Consider the following 17034-nt stretch of genomic DNA (forward strand, 5'->3'; position numbering starts at 1 on the left):
ATCCTTCATTGCATTTCAGGGCCGCGCGCAGTGCTGCGCATGGCCGGCGCGCAGTTGCGCGGCGCGCTGTTCCGTGCCGGGGTGGGTGGCGAGCAGGCCCATCCACACGCTGTCGCCGCTGCCCTTGCGCGCCTCGGGCGTCTCGCGCGCAGCCGGGGCGCTGCCCGGGGCCGCTGAAGGCTTCGCGGCCGTGCTGCCTTCGCCGCCCTGGTTCGCGGCTCCATCCGCATCGTCTTTTTCCTCGCGGCCATCCTTCGTGCGGTCGCCTGCGGGCGCCTTGCCGCGGTGCGGCGCCTCCCGCTGCTCCTGCGCGATGGCCAGCAGCAGGTCGGCCATGGGCGCGGTGGGCAGGTGTGCGTGGCCCATGAGCGCGAGGGCGTAGCAGTCGGCCTCGCGCTCGTGCGCGCGGCTGTAGGCCAGGCCGGTGACGAGGGCGCCTCCGGTGGACAGCAGGCTGGAGACGTCGCCCAGCGCCAGGCCCAGGCCGATGTTGAGCACGCCTTGTTCGACCACGGTGCGCGTGGTGTGGCGGTACACGACGTGGCCGATCTCGTGCGCGAGCACGCCGGCCAGGGCATCGTCGCCCAGGCCCCGGCGGGACGCGGTTTCCGCGAGGCCGTCGGTGATGACCACGGTGCCGCCCGGCAGGGCGAAGGCGTTGGCGCCCATGCCGCGCCGGAACTCCAGGCGCAGCGTGGGCGCGTAGCCCGCATAGCGCTGTGGCGCCGCCGGCATGCCCTGCACGAGCGTGTCGAAGCGGGCGCGCAGCTGCTGCTGGCGCTCGGGCGCGAGGCGCGAGGGGCGCAGCAGGTCGCCGTCCATGCGCTCCAGCGTTTCCCGGGCGAGGGAGGTCTCCCACCCCAGGGGCACGGCCCGGGTCAGCTGGGTGGCCAGCCAGGGCGTGCCGTAGCGGTAGAAGAGCGCCAGCACCAGCACGGAGGCGAGCAGCACGGCCGCCAGCACGCCCCAGCGGGTCTGCATGCGCTGGGCGATGCCGGCGCGGTGGCCGGCCGCCTGCAGCGCCGCGTGCCAGCGTGCGATGCCATCGCCCGCGATTTCCAGGCTGCCGCGCTCGCCCAGGTCCACCGCCAGCCGCGGGGGAGGGCGGCGCGGGTTCCAGGCCTCGGGCCAGTCCACCGCATCGTGCGCGAAGTGCTCCGGGACCCCACACTCGGCACCCACGGGGTGCAGCGTGAGTTCGGGCCCGCGCAGGCCGGGGGCGATGGCCGCGAGCACGGCGCGGCCCTGGCTGCTGCGCCCGTCGAACCAGCGCGCGGGCACGGGCTGCGGGGCCGTGCTGGAGGGCGTTCCGGCCCCCGTGGCGGCGTGCCCGGAATCTGCCCGCGGTGGCGGGGGCGGCGGCGCGGTGGAGGCCATGGCAGGGCGGGCGCCGTTCAGCCGATCAGGTCGAGCCCTGCGGCGTCGGCCAGGGCGTCGCCCACGCCGTTCTGCTGCTGCCGCTGGAGCTGCCCCGCCAGCTGGTCCACGCCGCCCTTGACGTGCAGCGTCACGGATTCGAGCTTCATGCGGTACTCGTTCACGCGGGCGAACGGGCGGTAGAAGCCCAGCGTGAGCAGGGTGAGCAGCAGGTTCCTGATGCGCAGGCCGACGAAGCGGCGCGCGCGCAGGTGGCATTTGAAGCGGGCCACGTGGCTCACGCCGATCTGGTTCCAGGTGATCTGGAACAGGCGTGCCTCGCGGTAGGCGCGCGCCGGCGCCGAGACCAGCAGCGCCATGAAGCCGAAGAAGACGAAGCCCACGATGAACAGCAGGGCCAGCCAGATCCCCATGTGCTGCATCTTGCCGGACAGCAGCGCCAGCGACCCGCCGAAGGCGGCTCCCACGATGGCGCTCATCCCCGCCACGGTGAGCAGGAACACGCCCACGGTGGCCAGCCACACCTTCACGAAATCCATGTACACCGGCTTCCAGCGGCCGGGCTCGGTGCCCAGGCGCGAATGGAGCACCAGCATGCTGCGGTAGTTGTATTCGAGCCGGATGGCGCACAGCACGGTGAGCATGAGCGTCAGGGCGAGCAGCCCCCACATCGCGCCCGTGACCTGGGGGATCCGGCGGCCGGAGGCGCCGGCCACGGGCTCCGGTGCCAGCGCGTGCAGTCCGTAGAACGCGGCCAGCCACAGGGCAGCGATGGCGAAGATGGGCCAGCTCGCCGCATAGACCTGCCGCCAGCCGGCGGTGAACTGCAGGCGCAATCCGCGCCAGCGCGTGTTGCCGAGGCGGAAGCGCATGGCGCTGCCCCAGATGAGCGGGGCGAGCGCTGCGCCCGCGAGGATGAAGAGGCCCACCGCGGTGTCCTGCCCGGTGCGCACGGCGATCTGGTAGGCGGCGGTGAGCACCAGCAGCACGACGAAGCCGAAGACCATGCGGCGCTGCTGCGCGGTGAATTCGAGCGGGCTGCCGGCCACGAGCGTGTGGCCGTAGAAGTACTGCACGGTGCGGCGGCGCGCCCAGGGGGTGTAGAGGCCCAGCGTCAGGATGCCCAGCAGCACGTTGACGATCCAGACGCGGAAGTACTCGCCGCCGCTGCCGGTGAACTCCAGCGGGTGCGGCTCGATGCCGTGCGACGTGAACGATGACGCCATGCGTGCCACGTGGGGCTCGACGCGCTGATCCATGGATATGCCTCCCTCGAAGAGCCCGGCAGTTTATCGCGGCGGCGCGAGGATCAGAAGCGCTCCCACGGCAGCAGGTAGCGCCACTGGCCTTCGGGGACTTTGGCGAGCGAGACGCGCCCGATGCGCAGCCGCTTGAGCGCCGTCACCTGCAGGCCCACGGCCTCGCACATCGCGGGGATCTGCCCCGGGCGGATGCCCTTGAGCGCGAAGCGCAGCCGCGTCTCGCTCTGCCAGCTCACCCTGGCGGGCGGCAGGGGGCGGCCGTTGAACTCCAGGCCCCGGCAGAGGCGCTCGAGGCCGCCCTCGGCGATGCGGCCCTCCACGGTGGCGATGCATTCCTGCTCGAGCAGCTCGATGTCTTCTGCCAGGCGGCGCGCCATGCGGCGGTCCTGCGTATAGACCACGAGCCCGCTGGCGGCGTCGGCCAGCGGCGTGAAGCACTCCTGCTGCCGGAAATGCCGCTGCAGCACCCGCACGGGCGGGCTGTCGCCCACGTACCGGTTGCCGGGCTCCAGCAGCGTGCCGGCGTCGGGTGCCCCGCCGCTGCGTGCCTGGCGTGGATCGCCCGCGGGGCCGTGGCCGATGCCGGCCTCCCAGCCGGCGGGCTTGTGCAGCAGGAGGGTGACGGGCGGTGCCTCCTCGGCCTTCGCGTTCTGCGCGACCACGACGTCCTGGTCGGGGCGGACACGGGCGCCCGGCGCTTCGGTCATCCGGCCGTCCACCTGCACCCAGCCGCCTTCGATGAGCCACTCCGCCTCGCGGCGGGAGCAGCCGCGCATCCCGGCGACGCGCTTGGACAGGCGGATGTGGCCGGCTTCTCCGGCACTGTTGTCGTTGGGGGGGAGATCATGCATGGCCGGCCTCCAGCGCGCGCAGGCGCTCCACATGGGCGAGCAGGGAGCGCTGCGCCACGGGCCACAGCCGCTCGGGCACGTCGGCATAGGCGTGGCGCACCCAGTCGTCCATGCTGCCTTCCGGCAGGGCCTGCATGGCCGCGAGCACTTTGGCCTCGCGTGCGAGCCGGTGCGCCTTCAGCCGGGCGATGGCCCCGCGCGCACCGGCGATCGCATGGCCGTGGGCCGGCAGGATGAATTCCACGCCATGGCGTTCGCACAGCGCGTCCAGACGGTCGAGCGACGCGAGGTAGTCGTCCATGTTGCCGTCCGGCGGATCGATCACGGTGGTGCTGCCGTTGAGGATGTGGTCGCCGCTGAACAGCAGGCCGTCCTCGCGCAGCAGCAGGCACAGGTGGTTCGCGGCATGGCCCGGGGTGTGGATCACTTCGAGCGTGTGGGTGACGTCGCCTTCCAGCTGCCGGCCGCTCAAGGTGATCCGCTCGCCATCGGCCAGGGCCCGGTCGGGCGTGAACCGGCTGGCCGCGCGCGCCGTGGGGGCGGAGGGCAGGCCCAGCAAGGGCGGGCGCGGGCGGCCGGCCGCGGCCACGCGTGCGGCCAGCGGCGCGGCGCCCGGCGCGTGGTCGGCATGGGAGTGCGTGCACACGATGGCGCGGATGTCGCCGCCCGCCGCATGCCAGAGGCGCTCGAGATGCGCCTCGTCGGCCGGGCCGGGATCGATGGCGATGTAGCCGGTGGACGGATCGCCCACCAGGTAGCTGTTGGTGCCCGGGCCGGTCATGGCGCCGGGGTTGGCCGCGGTGAGCCGCTGCAGGTTGCGCAGCAGCGGCACGGGCCGCTCGGGCTGCCAGTCGAGCGGGTGCACGATCTGCCCGTCGGGGCAGACCAGGGCCAGCTCGCCGTAGGGCGCCTCGTGCTCCATGTAGCGCGCCTCGCGGCCCGCGAGCAGGCCGGCGCGCGGGCAGCTGGTCCACAGCGGCTGCTCGTGGGCCACGGCGGCGAGCACCGCGTCGGCGCTGGCGAATTCCGCCAGGCGCTCCAGCGTGCGGATGGTCGGGAAGATCATGAAGAACCGGCCGGCCGCATGCCGGTCCAGCGCGTCCCGCGGACGCACCCAGACGGGCTCGAACTGCTCGGTCTCGTCGGCCACGGGCTCCTGGCCCTGCGGCATGCGCGCGACCAGGAAGGGCACGTCGAAGCGCCTGGGCAGGTCGCGGTCGGCCGTCCAGTGCGCGAGCAGGAAGACCGCGTCGGCGGCCAGCCGGAGGCCGCGCGCGGCGCATTGCGGGACGAAGGGCGCGGCACGGTCGAGCGCGGCGATGTCCCGGGCGTCGGCGAAGCGGCCGTCCGCATGCCGCGCGAGCAGCACGCCCAGTTCCTCGAAGCTCTCGCGGATGGCCGCGACGGCCTGGGTGACGCGCTCGCCCGCCTGCGCGGGGCGGTGGTCGACCTGGGCATGCGTGGCGGCCTCGGCGTCCTGCGCGTCGATGGCGCCGCCGGGAAACACGTAGGCCCCCGGCGCGAAGCTGGCCTGGGGCGAGCGCCGCGTCATGAGCACTTCGAGTCCGCCGCCGGGCGCGTCGCGCAGCAGCAGCACGGTGGCTGCCGCGCGCGTGGCGGCGGGCTCGCGGTGGGGATGGAGTTGTTGGGAGGGGCGGGGCATCGGGGGATTATCGGCAGCGGCCGCCGGCCGCGCGAGAGGGCCGCCAGCAAGCCCCCGCGCCGCAAGGGCACGGCCGCTTTCAGGCCGCCGGCTGCGGTGCCGTCTGCCGGTGGCCCGCGGCGGCCTTGTAGCTGCGCACCCAGTCGGCCAGCATCGACGGGTCGAGCACGTCGCCGATGCGCTCGAAACCATCGGGCGCGCGCTCCTCCACCATGTCGAGGATGGCGTCCAGGCCTTCAGCGCGGTTGAGCTCCACGATGCGCGCGGTCATGGGCCGGCGCCCGTCCTCGTAGGCATCGAGCGCGGCGGGCAGGTCGTGCGGGTGGGCGGCCAGCGCGTCGGCGATGGCGCGCGCGTCCAGCAGCGCCTGGGTGGCGCCGTTGGAACCGATGGGGTACATGGGGTGGGCCGCGTCGCCCAGCAGCGTCACGCCGCGGCCCTGGCGCCAGCGCGGCAGCGGGTCGCGGTCCACCATGGGCCATTCGAGGATCTGCGTGGCCTGCGCGATCAGGCCCGGCACGTCCACGAAGCCGAAGCGCCAGGTGCCGAAGGTGGGCAGCAGGTCGTCCACCGAGCCGGGGCGGCTCCAGTCCTCGCGGCCCGGGGCCACGAGGCCGCCGCCGAAGCCATCCTCGCGCAGCCGGCGGTCGGCCACCCAGTTGATCAATTGCAGGCCGTCCTCGCGCGGCGGGGCGATGGGGTAGACGACGAATTTCGCGCGGCGGTGGCCGGCCTGCACCATGGTGCGGCCGTCCATGAAGGGCTTCGCCCAGGTGGTGCCGCGCCACATCATCATGCCGTTCCAGCGCGGCGCGCCTTCATGGGGGTGGAACTGGCGCCGCAGCGCCGAATGGATGCCGTCCGCCCCGACCAGCAAATCGCAGCGCAGCGTGGTGGCGCCCCCGTCCGCGAGCTCGGCCTGCGCCAGCACCCGGCCATCGGCTTCCTCGGTGCAGCCGGTGATGCGGGTGCCGGCGCGCACCCGGTCTGCGCCCAGGCGCTGCAGGCAGGTGTTCCACAGCAGCATCTGCAGCTCGCCGCGGTGCACGCTGTATTGCGGATGGCTGTAGCCCGCCTCGGTGCCGCGCAGGTCTTCGTAGATCGGCTGGCCGTGCCGGTTGGCGAACACCAGGGCGCGCGTGCGCACGGCAGTGGTGTCGAGTGCCGGCAGCAGGCCCAGGCTGTCCAGCACCTCCACGGCGTGCGGCAGCAGGTTGATGCCCACGCCCAGCGGCTGGGGCCGCGCCGCGGCCTCGCAGACGGTGACGCGGTGCCCCTGCGCGCAGAGGGCGAGCGCGGCGGCGAGGCCGCCGATGCCGCCGCCGGCGATCACGATGTCCAGCGGTCGCGGCGTGGCCTGGGAGGGGGCGGGGGAGGGCGAAGTCATGGCGGTGCGTTCTCCGGGTTAATGCCGCTTGACGCGGATCAATGTGCCCCACTATTGTTGCGCCATGCAACAAAAAGAGCGCTCCGCAGAAACCCGCAGTCCCGGCGCACGCACCCCTGCGGCCGCCCGGGCGTCCGATGCGCCCGAGGGCTCCCTGCGGCCGCTGCCCGGACTGCGCTACGGCGTGCTCGACCAGCTCATGGGCTATGCGCTGCGCCGGGCGCAGAACGCGCTCTACCTCGATTTCCAGCGCGCCGTGGGCGATGACGTGAGCCCGCAGCGCTTCGCCGCCCTGGTGCTGGTGGTGGGCAATCCGGGCCTGCGCCAGGGCCTGCTGGCCGAGGCGATGGGTCTGCACCGCAGCGGCGGCATGCGCCTGGTGGACTGGCTGCACGCCCAGGGCTGGGTGCTGCGCGAGGCCGATCCGCAGGACCGGCGTTCCTGGCTGCTCCATCCCACCCCGCAGGGCCGCGCCGCGCTGGAGACGCTGTCGGCCCGCGTGCGCGCGCACGATGCCGCGCTGGTCGCCTCCCTGGGGCCTGGCGGCGAAACCCTGCATCCGCTGCTGGAGCGCCTGGCCCGCGCGGTGCCCGGCCTCGAGTGAAGATACGCCCCCGCCGGTACGGGCGACGCAGTCCGGCATGATTCGAACACTTCAGGAGACAAGCACCATGACCCATTCCATCCCGCGGGGCGTTCCCCGCGCTCTTGCGCCGCAGGGCATCCGCCGGCGCGATGCCGGCCTGGCGCTGGCCGCGCTGTGCTTCGGCGGCGCCGGGCCCGCGGCGGCGCAGCAAAGCGTGCAGCGCATCCTGGTGGGCTTTCCCGCGGGAGGCTCGGTGGATGTGGTGGCACGGCGCCTGGCCGAGAGCTGGCGCGCGCGCAGCGGCACGACCGTGGTGGTCGAGTCCCGCTCCGGCGCAGGCGGGCGCATCGCGCTCACGGCGCTGAAGGACGCGCCGCCCGACGGGCTCACCATGGTGCTCAGTCCCTCGTCCATGCTCACGATCTATCCCCACGTGTACAAGCGGCTGCAGTACAGGCCCGCCACGGATTTCATCGCCGTGGCACCGGTGGCGCTGTCCACCTGCGGCTTCATGGTGGGGCCCAAGGTGCCCGATTCGGTGAAAACGCTCAAGCAGTTCGCGGAGTGGGCCAAGGGCCGGCCCGAGCCCGAGGGCTATGCCTCTCCCGCCGCGGGCGCCATGCCGCATTTCCTCGGCAACCAGTTCGCGCGCGCCGCGGGCATCGCGCTCACGCACGTGCCCTACCGCGGCGCGGCGCCCGGCCTGCAGGACCTCATGGGCGGACAGGTGGCCTCGGGCTGCTTCAGCGTGGGCGACTGCCTGCCGCACGTGCCCACGGGCCGCGTGCGCGTGCTCGCGGTGAGCGACAAACAGCGGTCACGCTTCCTGCCCGACGTGCCCACCTTCGCCGAGCAGGGCTTCGCGGGCATCCAGGGCGTGGAGAGCTACGGGCTCTACCTGCCCGCCCGCGCGCCGGCGGCAGTGGCCGAGCGCTGGGCCGAAGCGGCCCGTGCGGCCGTGGGCGAGCCGGCGGTCGTGGAGGCGCTGGCCAAGCTCGGCTTCGAGCCTGCGTCGGGAACGCCCGAGGAATATGCCCGCCAGCTCGCCCAGGAGCGCGATCGCTGGGCGCCCGTGGTCGCCGCCTCGGGTTTCTCGTCGGAGGAGTAGCGGAAGGGCCCCATGCCAACTCCCGCCGCCGAGGGCGTTCGCCCGTCCACCGTGTCCCTCGCGCAGGCCCTGCGCTTCTGGCTGAAGCTCGGCTTCATCGGTTTCGGCGGGCCGGCCGGGCAGATCGCGCTCATGCACGACGAACTGGTGGACCGGCGCCGCTGGATCTCCGAAAGGCGCTTTTTGCATGCGCTGAACTACTGCATGCTGCTGCCCGGGCCCGAGGCGCAGCAGCTCGCCACCTACCTCGGCTGGCTGCTGCACCGCACGTGGGGCGGCATCCTGGCGGGCGTGCTTTTCGTGCTGCCGTCGCTGTTCATCCTGGTGGCCCTGGCCTGGCTGTACATGGCGCACGGCGATACGCCTGCGGTGGCGGGCGTCTTCCACGGCATCCAGCCGGCCGTGACGGCCATCGTGGCGCAGGCCGCCCTGCGGATCGGGGGGCGGTCGCTGCGCAGCGGCTGGCTGTGGTGCATCGCCATCGCGGCGTTCGTCGCGCTCTTCGCCTTCGACGCGCCGTTCCCCGCCATCGTGGCGGCTGCAGCGGTGGCGGGGCATGTCGGCGGCAGGCTGCGCCCGGCGGCGTTCGGTGCCGCGGCGGCCACCGCGCCTCCAGCGGAAATGTCCCGGGCACAGGGCCGCGCGCTCATCGACGACGACACGCCGGTGCCCGCCCATGCGCGCTTTTCCTGGCGGCGTGCGTGCGCCGTGCTGCTGGCCGGCATCGCCCTCTGGCTGCTGGCCATGGGCGGACTGTGGGCCGCATTCGGCCGTGATGCGGTCCTGGTGCACATGGCCTGGTTCTTCACCAAGGCGGCGCTGATGACCTTCGGGGGCGCGTACGCGGTGCTGCCCTATGTGTACCAGGGCGCGGTCGAGCACTTCCAGTGGATCACCCCGGCGCAGATGATGGACGGCCTGGCCCTCGGCGAAACCACGCCCGGGCCGCTCATCATGGTGGTGTCGTTCGTCGCTTTCGTGGGAGGCTGGGCGCGGGCGCTCTTCGGGCCGGAGGCGCTGCCGCTGGCCGGAGCGGCGGCGGCGGCCGTGGTGACGTTCTTCACCTTCCTGCCGTCCTTCGTCTTCATCCTGCTGGGCGGCCCGTTCATCGAGTCCACGCGCGGCAACCTCCGGCTCGCGGCGCCGCTGGCGGGCATCGCGGCGGCCGTGGTCGGGGTGATCGCGAACCTGGCGGTGTTCTTCGCCCTGCACGTGTTCTGGCCGCAGGGACTGCACGCGGGCCCCGACATGCGCGCGCTGCTCATCGGGCTGGCGGCGGCGGTGGCGCTGATGCGCTGGCGGGTGGGCGTGGTGCCGGTCATCCTCGCCGCGGGGGGCATCGGCTTCGTCGGGAGCCTGTGACGCAGGCCGGGCGGTAACCCGGCAAGGACTTCCGCGGCCGGGACGACCACCGGCCTGGGCCGTGCTCATCGGCGCTGGTACATCACCCCCTGGACCAGGACCTGATCCGGCTCCGGCGCCTCGTCAAAACGCTGGTGTGCCTCGGCGATGGCGGCCTGGTTCTCGTTCGCCCAGTGGACCAGCGCCATGACGGGCTTCAGCAGCGTTCTTCCCATGTCGGTCAGTTCGTAATCGACGCGCGGCGGGATCGTCGGATAGAGCGTACGCGTGACCAGCCCGTCGCGTTCCAGTCCGCGCAAGGTCAGCGTCAGCATGCGCTGGGAAATACCGTCGATGCCGCGCTTCAATGCGTTGAAGCGCTGCGGGCCGTCCGCCAGCATGGCGACGATGTAGAGGCTCCACTTGTCGCCGATGCGATCCAGGATCTGGCGGGTGGCCAGGCAGCCGCCAGCATCAGGCGCAGGGCGTTCTGCAGGTGGCGCGATGTGACCAGGTGACATGCGTGTGCCTTCTTGTGGGGGCGTGGCAGGGACCATACCATCCTTTGTATGGATTGGTAATTCAATATCGATTGATTACCTGGTTCTCATTTTATACCTAGGATCCCCCATGGGCCGCACTCTCCTTGTCACCTCCAGTCCGCGCGGGGCTGACAGTCTTTCCACCCGCTTCGCCACCGAAATCGCCGAAGGCATCCAGGCCCGCTCTGGCGGCCCGCTGACCGTGCGCGACCTCGCCGCGGATCCGCCGCCACACATCACCCCGGCCTACATCCAGGGCCGGATCACGCCGGCGGAACAGCGCACACCGGAACAGGTCGAGGCGGTGAATATCGCCCAGGCGCTCGTCGACGAACTGACCAGCGCCGACGTGATCGTGGTCGGCTCGAGCATGATGAATTTCGGGCCGCCCTCGCAGCTCAAGGCGTGGTTCGATCACGTCACCTGGCCAGGCGTCACCTTCAGCTATGGCGATGCCGGACCGAAAGGACTGCTGGCCGGCAAGAAGGTCTATCTCGTGACCGCTGCCGGCGGCGTGTTCTCGCACGGTGCCTGGGCACCGTTCGACTTCCAGACCAGCTACCTGCTGCACCTGCTCGGCTTCATCGGCCTGACCGATGTCGAAGTGCTGCGCGTCGAAGGCACGGTGCTCGGCCCCGATGCGGTGAACGCCGCCATCGGCAAGGCCGCAACGGCCATCGACGCCTTGCTGGCGAAGGCGGGGTGAGCGCATGACCGGGAACAAGACCGTCGCCTTGTTCGGTGCGACCGGGCCGACCGGGCGGCACCTCATCGAGGAAGCCTTGAAACGTGGCTATCGCCTGTCGGTCTATACGCGCGACGCCGCGAAGCTCGCGTCGTTCGCGGAAAAGGTCGATATCGTGGTCGGCGACCTGCAGGACCGCAACGCCATCGCGAAGTGCGTCCAGGGGGCGGACGCGGTCATCAGCGCCCTCGGCCCCAACGGTCTCAAGACGCAAGGCGACAGGCCGGTCATGCACGGCCTGTCCCACATCATCGCCGCGATGCAGCAGGCCGGCGTGCGCCGCCTTGTCCAGATCTCCACCGCTGCCTACCGCGATCCCAAGGATGGTTTTGACCTTGGTTCGCGCGCGAACGCGCTGATGTTCAAGCTGATTGCCCGCAAGGCTTACGACGACATCAAAGCCACGGGCGAACTGATCGCCAACTCGGATCTGGACTGGACACTGGTGCGGATTCCATTCCTCAAGGATGGCCCTGCGAACGGAAAGATCGATGTGGGTTGGTATGGAAAAACCAGGCTCGGTTCGAAACTTTCCCGGGGAAATCTGGCGGATTTCCTGGTGGGGCAGATCGCTGACAAGAAGTTCGTGCGGGCCGCGCCTGGCATCGCCAATGGTTGAAGAAGGGGGTATCCAGCATGTTGAAAATCGACCTCCATACCGAGATCAGTTGCCCTTGGTGCTTCGTCGGACACCACCGTCTCGACAAGGTGCTGGCGGAGCGTTTCCCCGACCTGGCCGTGGACATCCGGCAGCATCCGGTCCTGCTGCTGCCGGATGCGCCGGCGAGCGGTCTCTACATTCCCGACCTGCTGCGCTCACGCTACGGCATCACCGATCCGAAGGCCGCCTTTGCCCGCCCCGAGGCGGAAGCGCGCGCTTCGGGCTTCGACCTGGATCTCGGTCGCCAGCTCCGGACGTATCCGACCCAGGCGGCGCATGCCGTGATCCTGGCGGCCGCCGGGCGCGCCACCCAGCACCGGCTCGCCGTCGCCATCACCGATGCCTACTTCATCGCAGCGAGGAACATCGCCGACGCGGATGTGCTGGCCGACATCGCAGCCGACCACGGTTTCGACCGCGACCAGGCCCGTGCCATCGCACTCGATCCTGCGCAGCACCGCCGCGTCGAGGCGGAAGCGGCCAGGGCGGCGCAGGCCGGTGTCCGTTCGGTTCCCCACTTCGGCTTCGGCGGAAGCATCGCCATCAACGGGGGGCGCAGCGAAGACGAGATCGCGTCGGCCATACGAGCGGCTGCGCTGCAGGAGGGCTCCACCTGATCTGCAGGGCTTCCACCGCCGGCCGTGCGCCCGGAGCGCGCGTGCTCAGGCCCGCGCGGGAATCTCCAGCCCGCGCGCCACGGCAGGCCGGGCCACGAAGGTGTCCAGCACGCGGCGCACGTGCGTGAACCGATCGAACTCCACCAATTCGCCGGCCTCGTAGAAGCCCACGAGGTTGCGCACCCACGGGAACACCGCGATGTCGGCGATGGTGTAGTCGTCGCCCACCAGCCAGGCGCGGCCGTCCGCCAGCTGCCGGTCGAGCACACCCAGCAGGCGTTTGCTTTCGGCCACGTAGCGGTCGCGCGGGCGCTTGTCCTCGTAGTCCTTGCCGGCGAACTTGTGGAAGAAGCCGAGCTGGCCGAACATGGGGCCGACGCCGCCCATCTGCCACATCAGCCACTGCAGCGCGGCATAGCGCTGCGCCCCCGCCGGGGCCAGGAAGCGGCCCGTCTTGTCCGCCAGATAGACCAGGATCGCGCCGGACTCGAACAGCGCCAGCGGCTGGCCGCCCGGGCCGTTCGGGTCCAGGATGGCCGGGATCTTGTTGTTGGGATTGAGCGAGAGGAATTCGGGTGAGGTCTGGTCGTCCTGGTCGAAGCGCACGAGGTGCGGCTCGTAGGGCAGGCCGGTTTCCTCCAGCATGATCGAAGCCTTCACGCCGTTGGGCGTGGGCAGCGAATACAGCTGCAGGCGGTCGGGGTGGCGGGCGGGCCATTTGCGGGTGATGGGGAAGGCGGCGAGCACGTCGTCGGTCATCGGAACTCCTCGGGGGCCAGGGGATGGCTGCAATGGATGGATGCCGCCATCATCGCGCGCCCGGCCGGCCCCTGCCGGCGAGGGGCCATACCATGCCCGCCGGGCAACGATAATCCTGCGGATGCAGATCCGCTTCACCAAAATGCAGGGTGCCGGCAACGATTTCGTCGTGCTCGACGAAACGCAGGGGCGCCTGGGCCTCACGCCCGCGCAGTACCGCTACCTCGCCGACCGCCACTTCGGGGTCGGCGCCGACCAGATCCTCACCGTGCGTCCTTCGCCGGCCGACGGCATCGACTTCGAATACGTCATCCACAACGCCGACGGCGGCGAGGTCGAGCAGTGCGGCAACGGCGCGCGCTGCTTCGCCCGCTACGTGCGCGACAAGGGCCTCACCGACCGGGACACCATCCGCGTGCAGACCCTGGCCGGCGTGATCGCGCCACGCCTCACCGAGGACGGCCGCGTCACCGTGGACATGGGCCGCCCGCGTTTCGACCCCGCCGAGGTGCCTTTCGATGCCTCCGGCCTTGAGTCCACAGTCCGCGGAGCGGGGCAGACATGGCCCCTGGACCTCGGCGCTGGCGCTGGCGCCGGTGCGCAGGAGGGCGATGTGGTCGACGTGGCGGTGGTCTCCATGGGCAACCCGCATGCCGTGCAACTGGTCGAGGACGTGGACACGGCGCCGGTGGCGCGCACCGGTCCGCTCATCGAGCGCCACGTGCGCTTTCCGCAGCGCGTGAACGCGGGCTACCTGCAGATCGAGGACCGGTCCCGCGTGCGCCTGCGCGTGTATGAACGCGGCGCCGGCGAAACCCTGGCCTGCGGCACGGGCGCCTGCGCCGCCGTGGCTGCGGGCATCCGCCTGGGCCTGCTGGACACGCGCGTCGATGTGCGCACGCGCGGCGGCCTGCTCACCATCGCCTGGAGCGGCGACCCGTCCGAGTCCGTCTTCATGACCGGCCCGGCGACCACCGTCTTCGAAGGCCAGATCGACATTCCCGACGCACCATGACCCATCCGCATTCCCCCGCCCAGGCCGTGCCTCCCATCACGGAAGAAGACATCGCCGAATTCCTCGCCAACACCCCGGGCTTCTTCGAGCGCCACGCCGAGCTGCTGACCGGCGTGGTCCTCACCAGCCCCCACGGGCAGCGCGCGGTCAGCCTGCAGGAGCGCCAGGCCGAGATGCTGCGCGAGAAGATCAAGGGCCTGGAGCAGCGCATCATGGAAATGGTGCGCCACAGCCACGAGAACACCGCCATCGCGCAGAAGATCCACCAGTGGACGCGTGAACTGGCGCAGGCCGGAGACCCGGCGCTGCTGCCGGGCCTGGTGGAGCAGGGCATCCGCCGGCTGTTCGACGTGCCGCAGGCGGCGCTGCGCCTCTGGGACGTGGCCGGCCCGTACGCGGGGGCCGCCTTCGCGCAGGGCGCGAGCGCCGATGCGCGCTCGTTCGCCACCTCGCTCACGCAGCCGTTCTGCGGCCCCAACCTCGGCTTCGAGCCCGCGGGCTGGCTGCCCGAGCCGGCCTCGGTGCAGTCGATCGCCCTGTTGCCGCTGCGCCAGGGGGCGCTCGATGGCGACGCGCCGGCTTTCGGCCTGCTGGTGCTGGGCTCGCCCGATCCGCAGCGCTTCGGCGCCGACATGGGCACCGACTTCCTCGTGCGCATGGCCGAACTGGCCAGCTCGGCGCTCTCGCGCCTGCGCTGATCCGGCCATGGCGGACGCCGTGCAGCCGGTCGCGCCCACCGATCCGGACGTGCTGCGCTACCTGGAGCACGTGCGCGTGGAAAAGCGCCTGGCGCAGCGCACCGTCACGCTCTACACGCTCGACCTGGCCAAGCTGGCCGCCAGCGCGCGCGATGCGGGCGTGCCGCTGCTGCAACTGCAGACCGCGCACATCCGCCGTTTCGTCGCGCAGATGCATGCGGGCGGGCGCGGCGGGCGGGGCATCGCGCTGATCCTGTCGGGCTGGCGCGGCTTTTTCACCTGGGCGGCGCGGCAGGGCCTCGTGCCCCACAACCCCGTGCAGGGTGTGCGCGCCCCGCGCGCGCCAAAGCCGCTGCCCAAGGCGCTGGGCGTGGACGACGCGGTGCGGCTGGCGGAGTTCGAGGGCTCGTCGGGCAGCGACCCGTGGCTGGAGGCCCGCGATGCGGCGATGGTCGAACTGCTCTACGGCTGCGGCCTGCGCGTGGGGGAACTGGCCGGCCTGGACGCCGTGCCGGGGCCGGACACGCAGCGCCAGGGCCGGGGCTGGATCGATCTGCAGGCGGCCGAGGCGCATGTCTTCGGCAAAGGCTCGAAACGGCGCAGCGTGCCGGTCGGATCGGCCGCGCTGGCGGCCTTGCGCGCCTGGCTGGAGGTGCGGCTGCAGCCCTTCGGCGCGGCGTCCGGCCGGGCGGATGCCGCGCTCTTCCTGGGCCGGCGCGGCGCGCGGCTCACGGGGCAGTCCATCTGGTCGCGCCTGCGGCAGCGCAGCCAGCTCGCCGGGCTGTCCACGCCCGTGCATCCGCACATGCTGCGGCACTCCTTCGCCAGCCACCTGCTGCAGTCCAGCGGCGACCTGCGGGCGGTGCAGGAGCTGCTGGGCCACGCCAACATCACCACCACGCAGGTCTATACGCGCCTGGATTTCCAGCACCTCGCCAAGGTGTACGACGCCTCCCATCCGCGGGCGCGCCGCAAGCCCGGCGGCTGACGGCCGGTCGCTGGCAACCTGCGGCGGCCAGTCCCTCCATGGCGGCAGGGATTTTCCGTGCTGCAGAATCCGGCCCATGCCCTCTCTCGTCGCCACGTTGTTGTCCTCCCCCACCGATCCACGCCGCCGGCGCCTGTTCGCCCAGGCGGCCGGGCTGTCGTCCCTGCTGGCGGCGCCGCTCCTGCTGGAAGGCTGTGGCGGAGGGGCCAGCGCGGGCGCGGGCGCGGCCGGCCCGGAGCCGTCCTTCACGCGGGCCCGGCCCCTGCGGGCCAGCTGGATCTCCACGGTCCTGAACCTGGACTGGCCCTCCGCGGAGTCTGCCCGGATCGCCGACGATGCGCAGCGCGTCGCCGTGCAGCAGGCGGAACTGCTGCGCATTCTGGACGAGGCGGTGGCCACCGGCCTCAACGCGGTGATCTTCCAGGCCAAGCCGTGCGCGGATGCGCTCTACGCCTCCGACCTCCTGCCCTGGTCGCCCTACCTGACCGGCACGCTGGGCCGGCATCCCGGATTCGACCCCCTGGCCTTCGCCGTGGAGCAGGCGCATGCGAGGGGGCTGGAACTGCACGCCTGGCTCAATCCGTACCGCGTGTCGATGGACGTAGGCGCGGACACCGTGCGCATGCTGGGCACCGCGCCCGCCGGCGGCCCGCCCAGCATCTACCGCACCCGGCCCGACTGGATCCGCACGGCCGCCCGGCGCTTCGTGCTGGACCCGGGGCTGCCCGAGGTGCGGGCTTGGCTGGGCAGCGTGGTGGCCGAGATCACGTCGCGCTATGCCGTCGATGCCATCCACTTCGACGACTACTTCTATTACGAGACCGCCGATTCGCGCCTGGACGACGCACGGACCTTCGCCACCTACGGCCAGGGATTCGCGGACAAGGGCGACTGGCGCCGCCACAGTACCCGGCTGCTGGTGCAGGGGCTGTCGGAGCAGTTGCGCGCCATCAGCCCCGGGGTGCGCTTCGCGGTCAGCCCCGCAGGTGTCTGGCGCAACCGGGCCGATGATCCGCGCGGCTCGGACACGCAGGCCGGCGCGCCCAGCTACGACGCGGCCTTCGCCGATACGCGCCAGTGGGTGCTCGATGGCCTGGTGGACGACATCGTGCCCCAGGTGTACTGGCCCTTCGCGCGGCAGGCGGTGGGCTACGGCACCATCGCGCGCTGGTGGGCGGACGTGGCGCTGGCCTCGCCCGGCGTGCAGGTCCACATCGGCATGGCGCTCTACAAGGCGGGCCGGCCCACGGCCCAGGAGCCCGACTGGGGCGTGGAGGGGGGCGTACCGGAATTCCGCCGCCAGATCGACCTCAACGAATCCACGCCCGGCATCCACGGTAGCGTGCTGTTCCGCCACGCCTTCTTGCGGGACCCTGCGGCAGCCGCCGTCACGGCCTGGCTGCGGCAGCGGTGGGCGCCCGCGCCCTGAGGCAG

17 protein-coding genes are annotated in these 17034 nt (G+C 72.0%); 10 read left to right on the forward strand and 7 right to left on the reverse strand.

Features of this window, described 5'->3' with window-relative positions:
- Positions 1 to 15: 15 nt before the first annotated feature.
- The 5 genes from ACAV_RS03490 to ACAV_RS03510 all read right to left on the reverse strand — a co-directional run bounded on the left by ACAV_RS03490 (position 16) and on the right by ACAV_RS03510 (position 6540).
- Entirely contained in the window at positions 16 to 1377 is a 1362-nt protein-coding gene (locus ACAV_RS03490; protein WP_013593193.1) for a M48 family metallopeptidase, read from the reverse strand.
- Positions 1378 to 1394: 17 nt separating this feature from the next.
- Positions 1395 to 2636, reverse strand: coding sequence for a YjgN family protein (locus ACAV_RS03495; protein ID WP_013593194.1), 1242 nt, complete (start codon positions 2634 to 2636; stop codon positions 1395 to 1397).
- Between the two features lie 50 nt (positions 2637 to 2686).
- A complete protein-coding gene (locus ACAV_RS03500) occupies positions 2687 to 3490 on the reverse strand; it encodes an rRNA pseudouridine synthase (RefSeq protein ID WP_013593195.1) in 804 nt (267 codons plus the stop codon).
- Positions 3483 to 5153: an MBL fold metallo-hydrolase gene (locus ACAV_RS03505; protein ID WP_013593196.1), complete on the reverse strand. Its 1671-nt coding sequence runs from the start codon at positions 5151 to 5153 to the stop codon at positions 3483 to 3485. The genes ACAV_RS03500 and ACAV_RS03505 overlap by 8 nt, the downstream gene beginning before the upstream one ends.
- A gap of 79 nt (positions 5154 to 5232) precedes the next feature.
- Positions 5233 to 6540, reverse strand: a complete 1308-nt coding sequence (locus tag ACAV_RS03510; RefSeq protein WP_013593197.1) for a flavin-dependent oxidoreductase — start codon at positions 6538 to 6540, stop codon at positions 5233 to 5235.
- Between the two features lie 64 nt (positions 6541 to 6604).
- On the opposite strand from ACAV_RS03510, the gene ACAV_RS03515 reads away from it, so the two are divergent.
- The 3 genes from ACAV_RS03515 to chrA all read left to right on the forward strand — a co-directional run bounded on the left by ACAV_RS03515 (position 6605) and on the right by chrA (position 9596).
- Positions 6605 to 7144: a MarR family winged helix-turn-helix transcriptional regulator gene (locus ACAV_RS03515; RefSeq protein WP_013593198.1), complete on the forward strand. Its 540-nt coding sequence runs from the start codon at positions 6605 to 6607 to the stop codon at positions 7142 to 7144.
- Between the two features lie 67 nt (positions 7145 to 7211).
- On the forward strand, positions 7212 to 8234 hold the full coding sequence (locus tag ACAV_RS03520) for a Bug family tripartite tricarboxylate transporter substrate binding protein (RefSeq protein ID WP_013593199.1): 1023 nt from the start codon (positions 7212 to 7214) through the stop codon (positions 8232 to 8234).
- Between the two features lie 12 nt (positions 8235 to 8246).
- Positions 8247 to 9596, forward strand: coding sequence for a chromate efflux transporter (gene chrA / locus ACAV_RS03525; RefSeq protein ID WP_013593200.1), 1350 nt, complete (start codon positions 8247 to 8249; stop codon positions 9594 to 9596).
- 65 nt (positions 9597 to 9661) lie between these two features.
- Here chrA and ACAV_RS03530 read toward each other — a convergent pair whose 3' ends face one another.
- Positions 9662 to 10096, reverse strand: a complete 435-nt coding sequence (locus ACAV_RS03530) for a winged helix-turn-helix transcriptional regulator (RefSeq protein WP_013593201.1) — start codon at positions 10094 to 10096, stop codon at positions 9662 to 9664.
- Between the two features lie 109 nt (positions 10097 to 10205).
- On the opposite strand from ACAV_RS03530, the gene ACAV_RS03535 reads away from it, so the two are divergent.
- From ACAV_RS03535 to ACAV_RS03545, 3 genes are read left to right on the forward strand one after another with little or no spacing between them, the layout of a single operon-like run.
- Positions 10206 to 10823 (forward strand): FMN-dependent NADH-azoreductase, encoded by a 618-nt coding sequence (locus tag ACAV_RS03535; protein ID WP_013593202.1) that lies wholly within the window; start codon positions 10206 to 10208, stop codon positions 10821 to 10823.
- Positions 10824 to 10827: 4 nt separating this feature from the next.
- On the forward strand, positions 10828 to 11481 hold the full coding sequence (locus tag ACAV_RS03540) for an NAD(P)-dependent oxidoreductase (RefSeq protein ID WP_013593203.1): 654 nt from the start codon (positions 10828 to 10830) through the stop codon (positions 11479 to 11481).
- Between the two features lie 17 nt (positions 11482 to 11498).
- Positions 11499 to 12140 (forward strand): DsbA family oxidoreductase, encoded by a 642-nt coding sequence (locus ACAV_RS03545; protein WP_013593204.1) that lies wholly within the window; start codon positions 11499 to 11501, stop codon positions 12138 to 12140.
- Positions 12141 to 12185: 45 nt separating this feature from the next.
- On the opposite strand, the gene ACAV_RS03550 is transcribed toward ACAV_RS03545, so the two are convergent.
- A complete protein-coding gene (locus ACAV_RS03550) occupies positions 12186 to 12899 on the reverse strand; it encodes a glutathione binding-like protein (RefSeq protein ID WP_013593205.1) in 714 nt (237 codons plus the stop codon).
- Between the two features lie 121 nt (positions 12900 to 13020).
- Here ACAV_RS03550 and dapF point away from each other — a divergent pair, with 121 nt between their 5' ends.
- From dapF to ACAV_RS03570, 4 genes are all read left to right on the forward strand, one after another.
- On the forward strand, positions 13021 to 13914 hold the full coding sequence (dapF, locus tag ACAV_RS03555; protein ID WP_013593206.1) for a diaminopimelate epimerase: 894 nt from the start codon (positions 13021 to 13023) through the stop codon (positions 13912 to 13914).
- Positions 13911 to 14612 carry a DUF484 family protein gene (locus ACAV_RS03560; protein WP_013593207.1) on the forward strand — a complete coding sequence of 234 codons (702 nt, stop codon included), beginning with the start codon at positions 13911 to 13913 and terminating at the stop codon, positions 14610 to 14612. The genes dapF and ACAV_RS03560 overlap by 4 nt, the downstream gene beginning before the upstream one ends.
- Before the next feature lie 7 nt (positions 14613 to 14619).
- Positions 14620 to 15600: a tyrosine recombinase XerC gene (locus ACAV_RS03565; protein WP_013593208.1), complete on the forward strand. Its 981-nt coding sequence runs from the start codon at positions 14620 to 14622 to the stop codon at positions 15598 to 15600.
- 76 nt (positions 15601 to 15676) lie between these two features.
- Entirely contained in the window at positions 15677 to 17029 is a 1353-nt protein-coding gene (locus ACAV_RS03570) for a glycoside hydrolase family 10-like protein (protein WP_013593209.1), read from the forward strand.
- Positions 17030 to 17034 lie beyond the last annotated feature (5 nt).

This window comes from Paracidovorax avenae ATCC 19860 (assembly GCF_000176855.2).
Taxonomy (GTDB): Bacteria; Pseudomonadota; Gammaproteobacteria; order Burkholderiales; family Burkholderiaceae_C; genus Paracidovorax; species Paracidovorax avenae.

What these genes read in the sequence shown, in the direction of transcription:
- ACAV_RS03490 (WP_013593193.1), bottom strand. Translation starts at nt 1,377, where the DNA reads ATGGCCTCCACCGCGCCGCCGCCCCCGCCACCGCGGGCAGATTCCGGG.
- ACAV_RS03495 (WP_013593194.1), bottom strand. Translation starts at nt 2,636, where the DNA reads ATGGATCAGCGCGTCGAGCCCCACGTGGCACGCATGGCGTCATCGTTC.
- ACAV_RS03500 (WP_013593195.1), bottom strand. Translation starts at nt 3,490, where the DNA reads ATGCATGATCTCCCCCCCAACGACAACAGTGCCGGAGAAGCCGGCCAC.
- ACAV_RS03505 (WP_013593196.1), bottom strand. Translation starts at nt 5,153, where the DNA reads ATGCCCCGCCCCTCCCAACAACTCCATCCCCACCGCGAGCCCGCCGCC.
- ACAV_RS03510 (WP_013593197.1), bottom strand. Translation starts at nt 6,540, where the DNA reads ATGACTTCGCCCTCCCCCGCCCCCTCCCAGGCCACGCCGCGACCGCTG.
- ACAV_RS03515 (WP_013593198.1), top strand. Translation starts at nt 6,605, where the DNA reads ATGCAACAAAAAGAGCGCTCCGCAGAAACCCGCAGTCCCGGCGCACGC.
- ACAV_RS03520 (WP_013593199.1), top strand. Translation starts at nt 7,212, where the DNA reads ATGACCCATTCCATCCCGCGGGGCGTTCCCCGCGCTCTTGCGCCGCAG.
- chrA (WP_013593200.1), top strand. Translation starts at nt 8,247, where the DNA reads ATGCCAACTCCCGCCGCCGAGGGCGTTCGCCCGTCCACCGTGTCCCTC.
- ACAV_RS03530 (WP_013593201.1), bottom strand. Translation starts at nt 10,096, where the DNA reads ATGTCACCTGGTCACATCGCGCCACCTGCAGAACGCCCTGCGCCTGAT.
- ACAV_RS03535 (WP_013593202.1), top strand. Translation starts at nt 10,206, where the DNA reads ATGGGCCGCACTCTCCTTGTCACCTCCAGTCCGCGCGGGGCTGACAGT.
- ACAV_RS03540 (WP_013593203.1), top strand. Translation starts at nt 10,828, where the DNA reads ATGACCGGGAACAAGACCGTCGCCTTGTTCGGTGCGACCGGGCCGACC.
- ACAV_RS03545 (WP_013593204.1), top strand. Translation starts at nt 11,499, where the DNA reads ATGTTGAAAATCGACCTCCATACCGAGATCAGTTGCCCTTGGTGCTTC.
- ACAV_RS03550 (WP_013593205.1), bottom strand. Translation starts at nt 12,899, where the DNA reads ATGACCGACGACGTGCTCGCCGCCTTCCCCATCACCCGCAAATGGCCC.
- dapF (WP_013593206.1), top strand. Translation starts at nt 13,021, where the DNA reads ATGCAGATCCGCTTCACCAAAATGCAGGGTGCCGGCAACGATTTCGTC.
- ACAV_RS03560 (WP_013593207.1), top strand. Translation starts at nt 13,911, where the DNA reads ATGACCCATCCGCATTCCCCCGCCCAGGCCGTGCCTCCCATCACGGAA.
- ACAV_RS03565 (WP_013593208.1), top strand. Translation starts at nt 14,620, where the DNA reads ATGGCGGACGCCGTGCAGCCGGTCGCGCCCACCGATCCGGACGTGCTG.
- ACAV_RS03570 (WP_013593209.1), top strand. Translation starts at nt 15,677, where the DNA reads ATGCCCTCTCTCGTCGCCACGTTGTTGTCCTCCCCCACCGATCCACGC.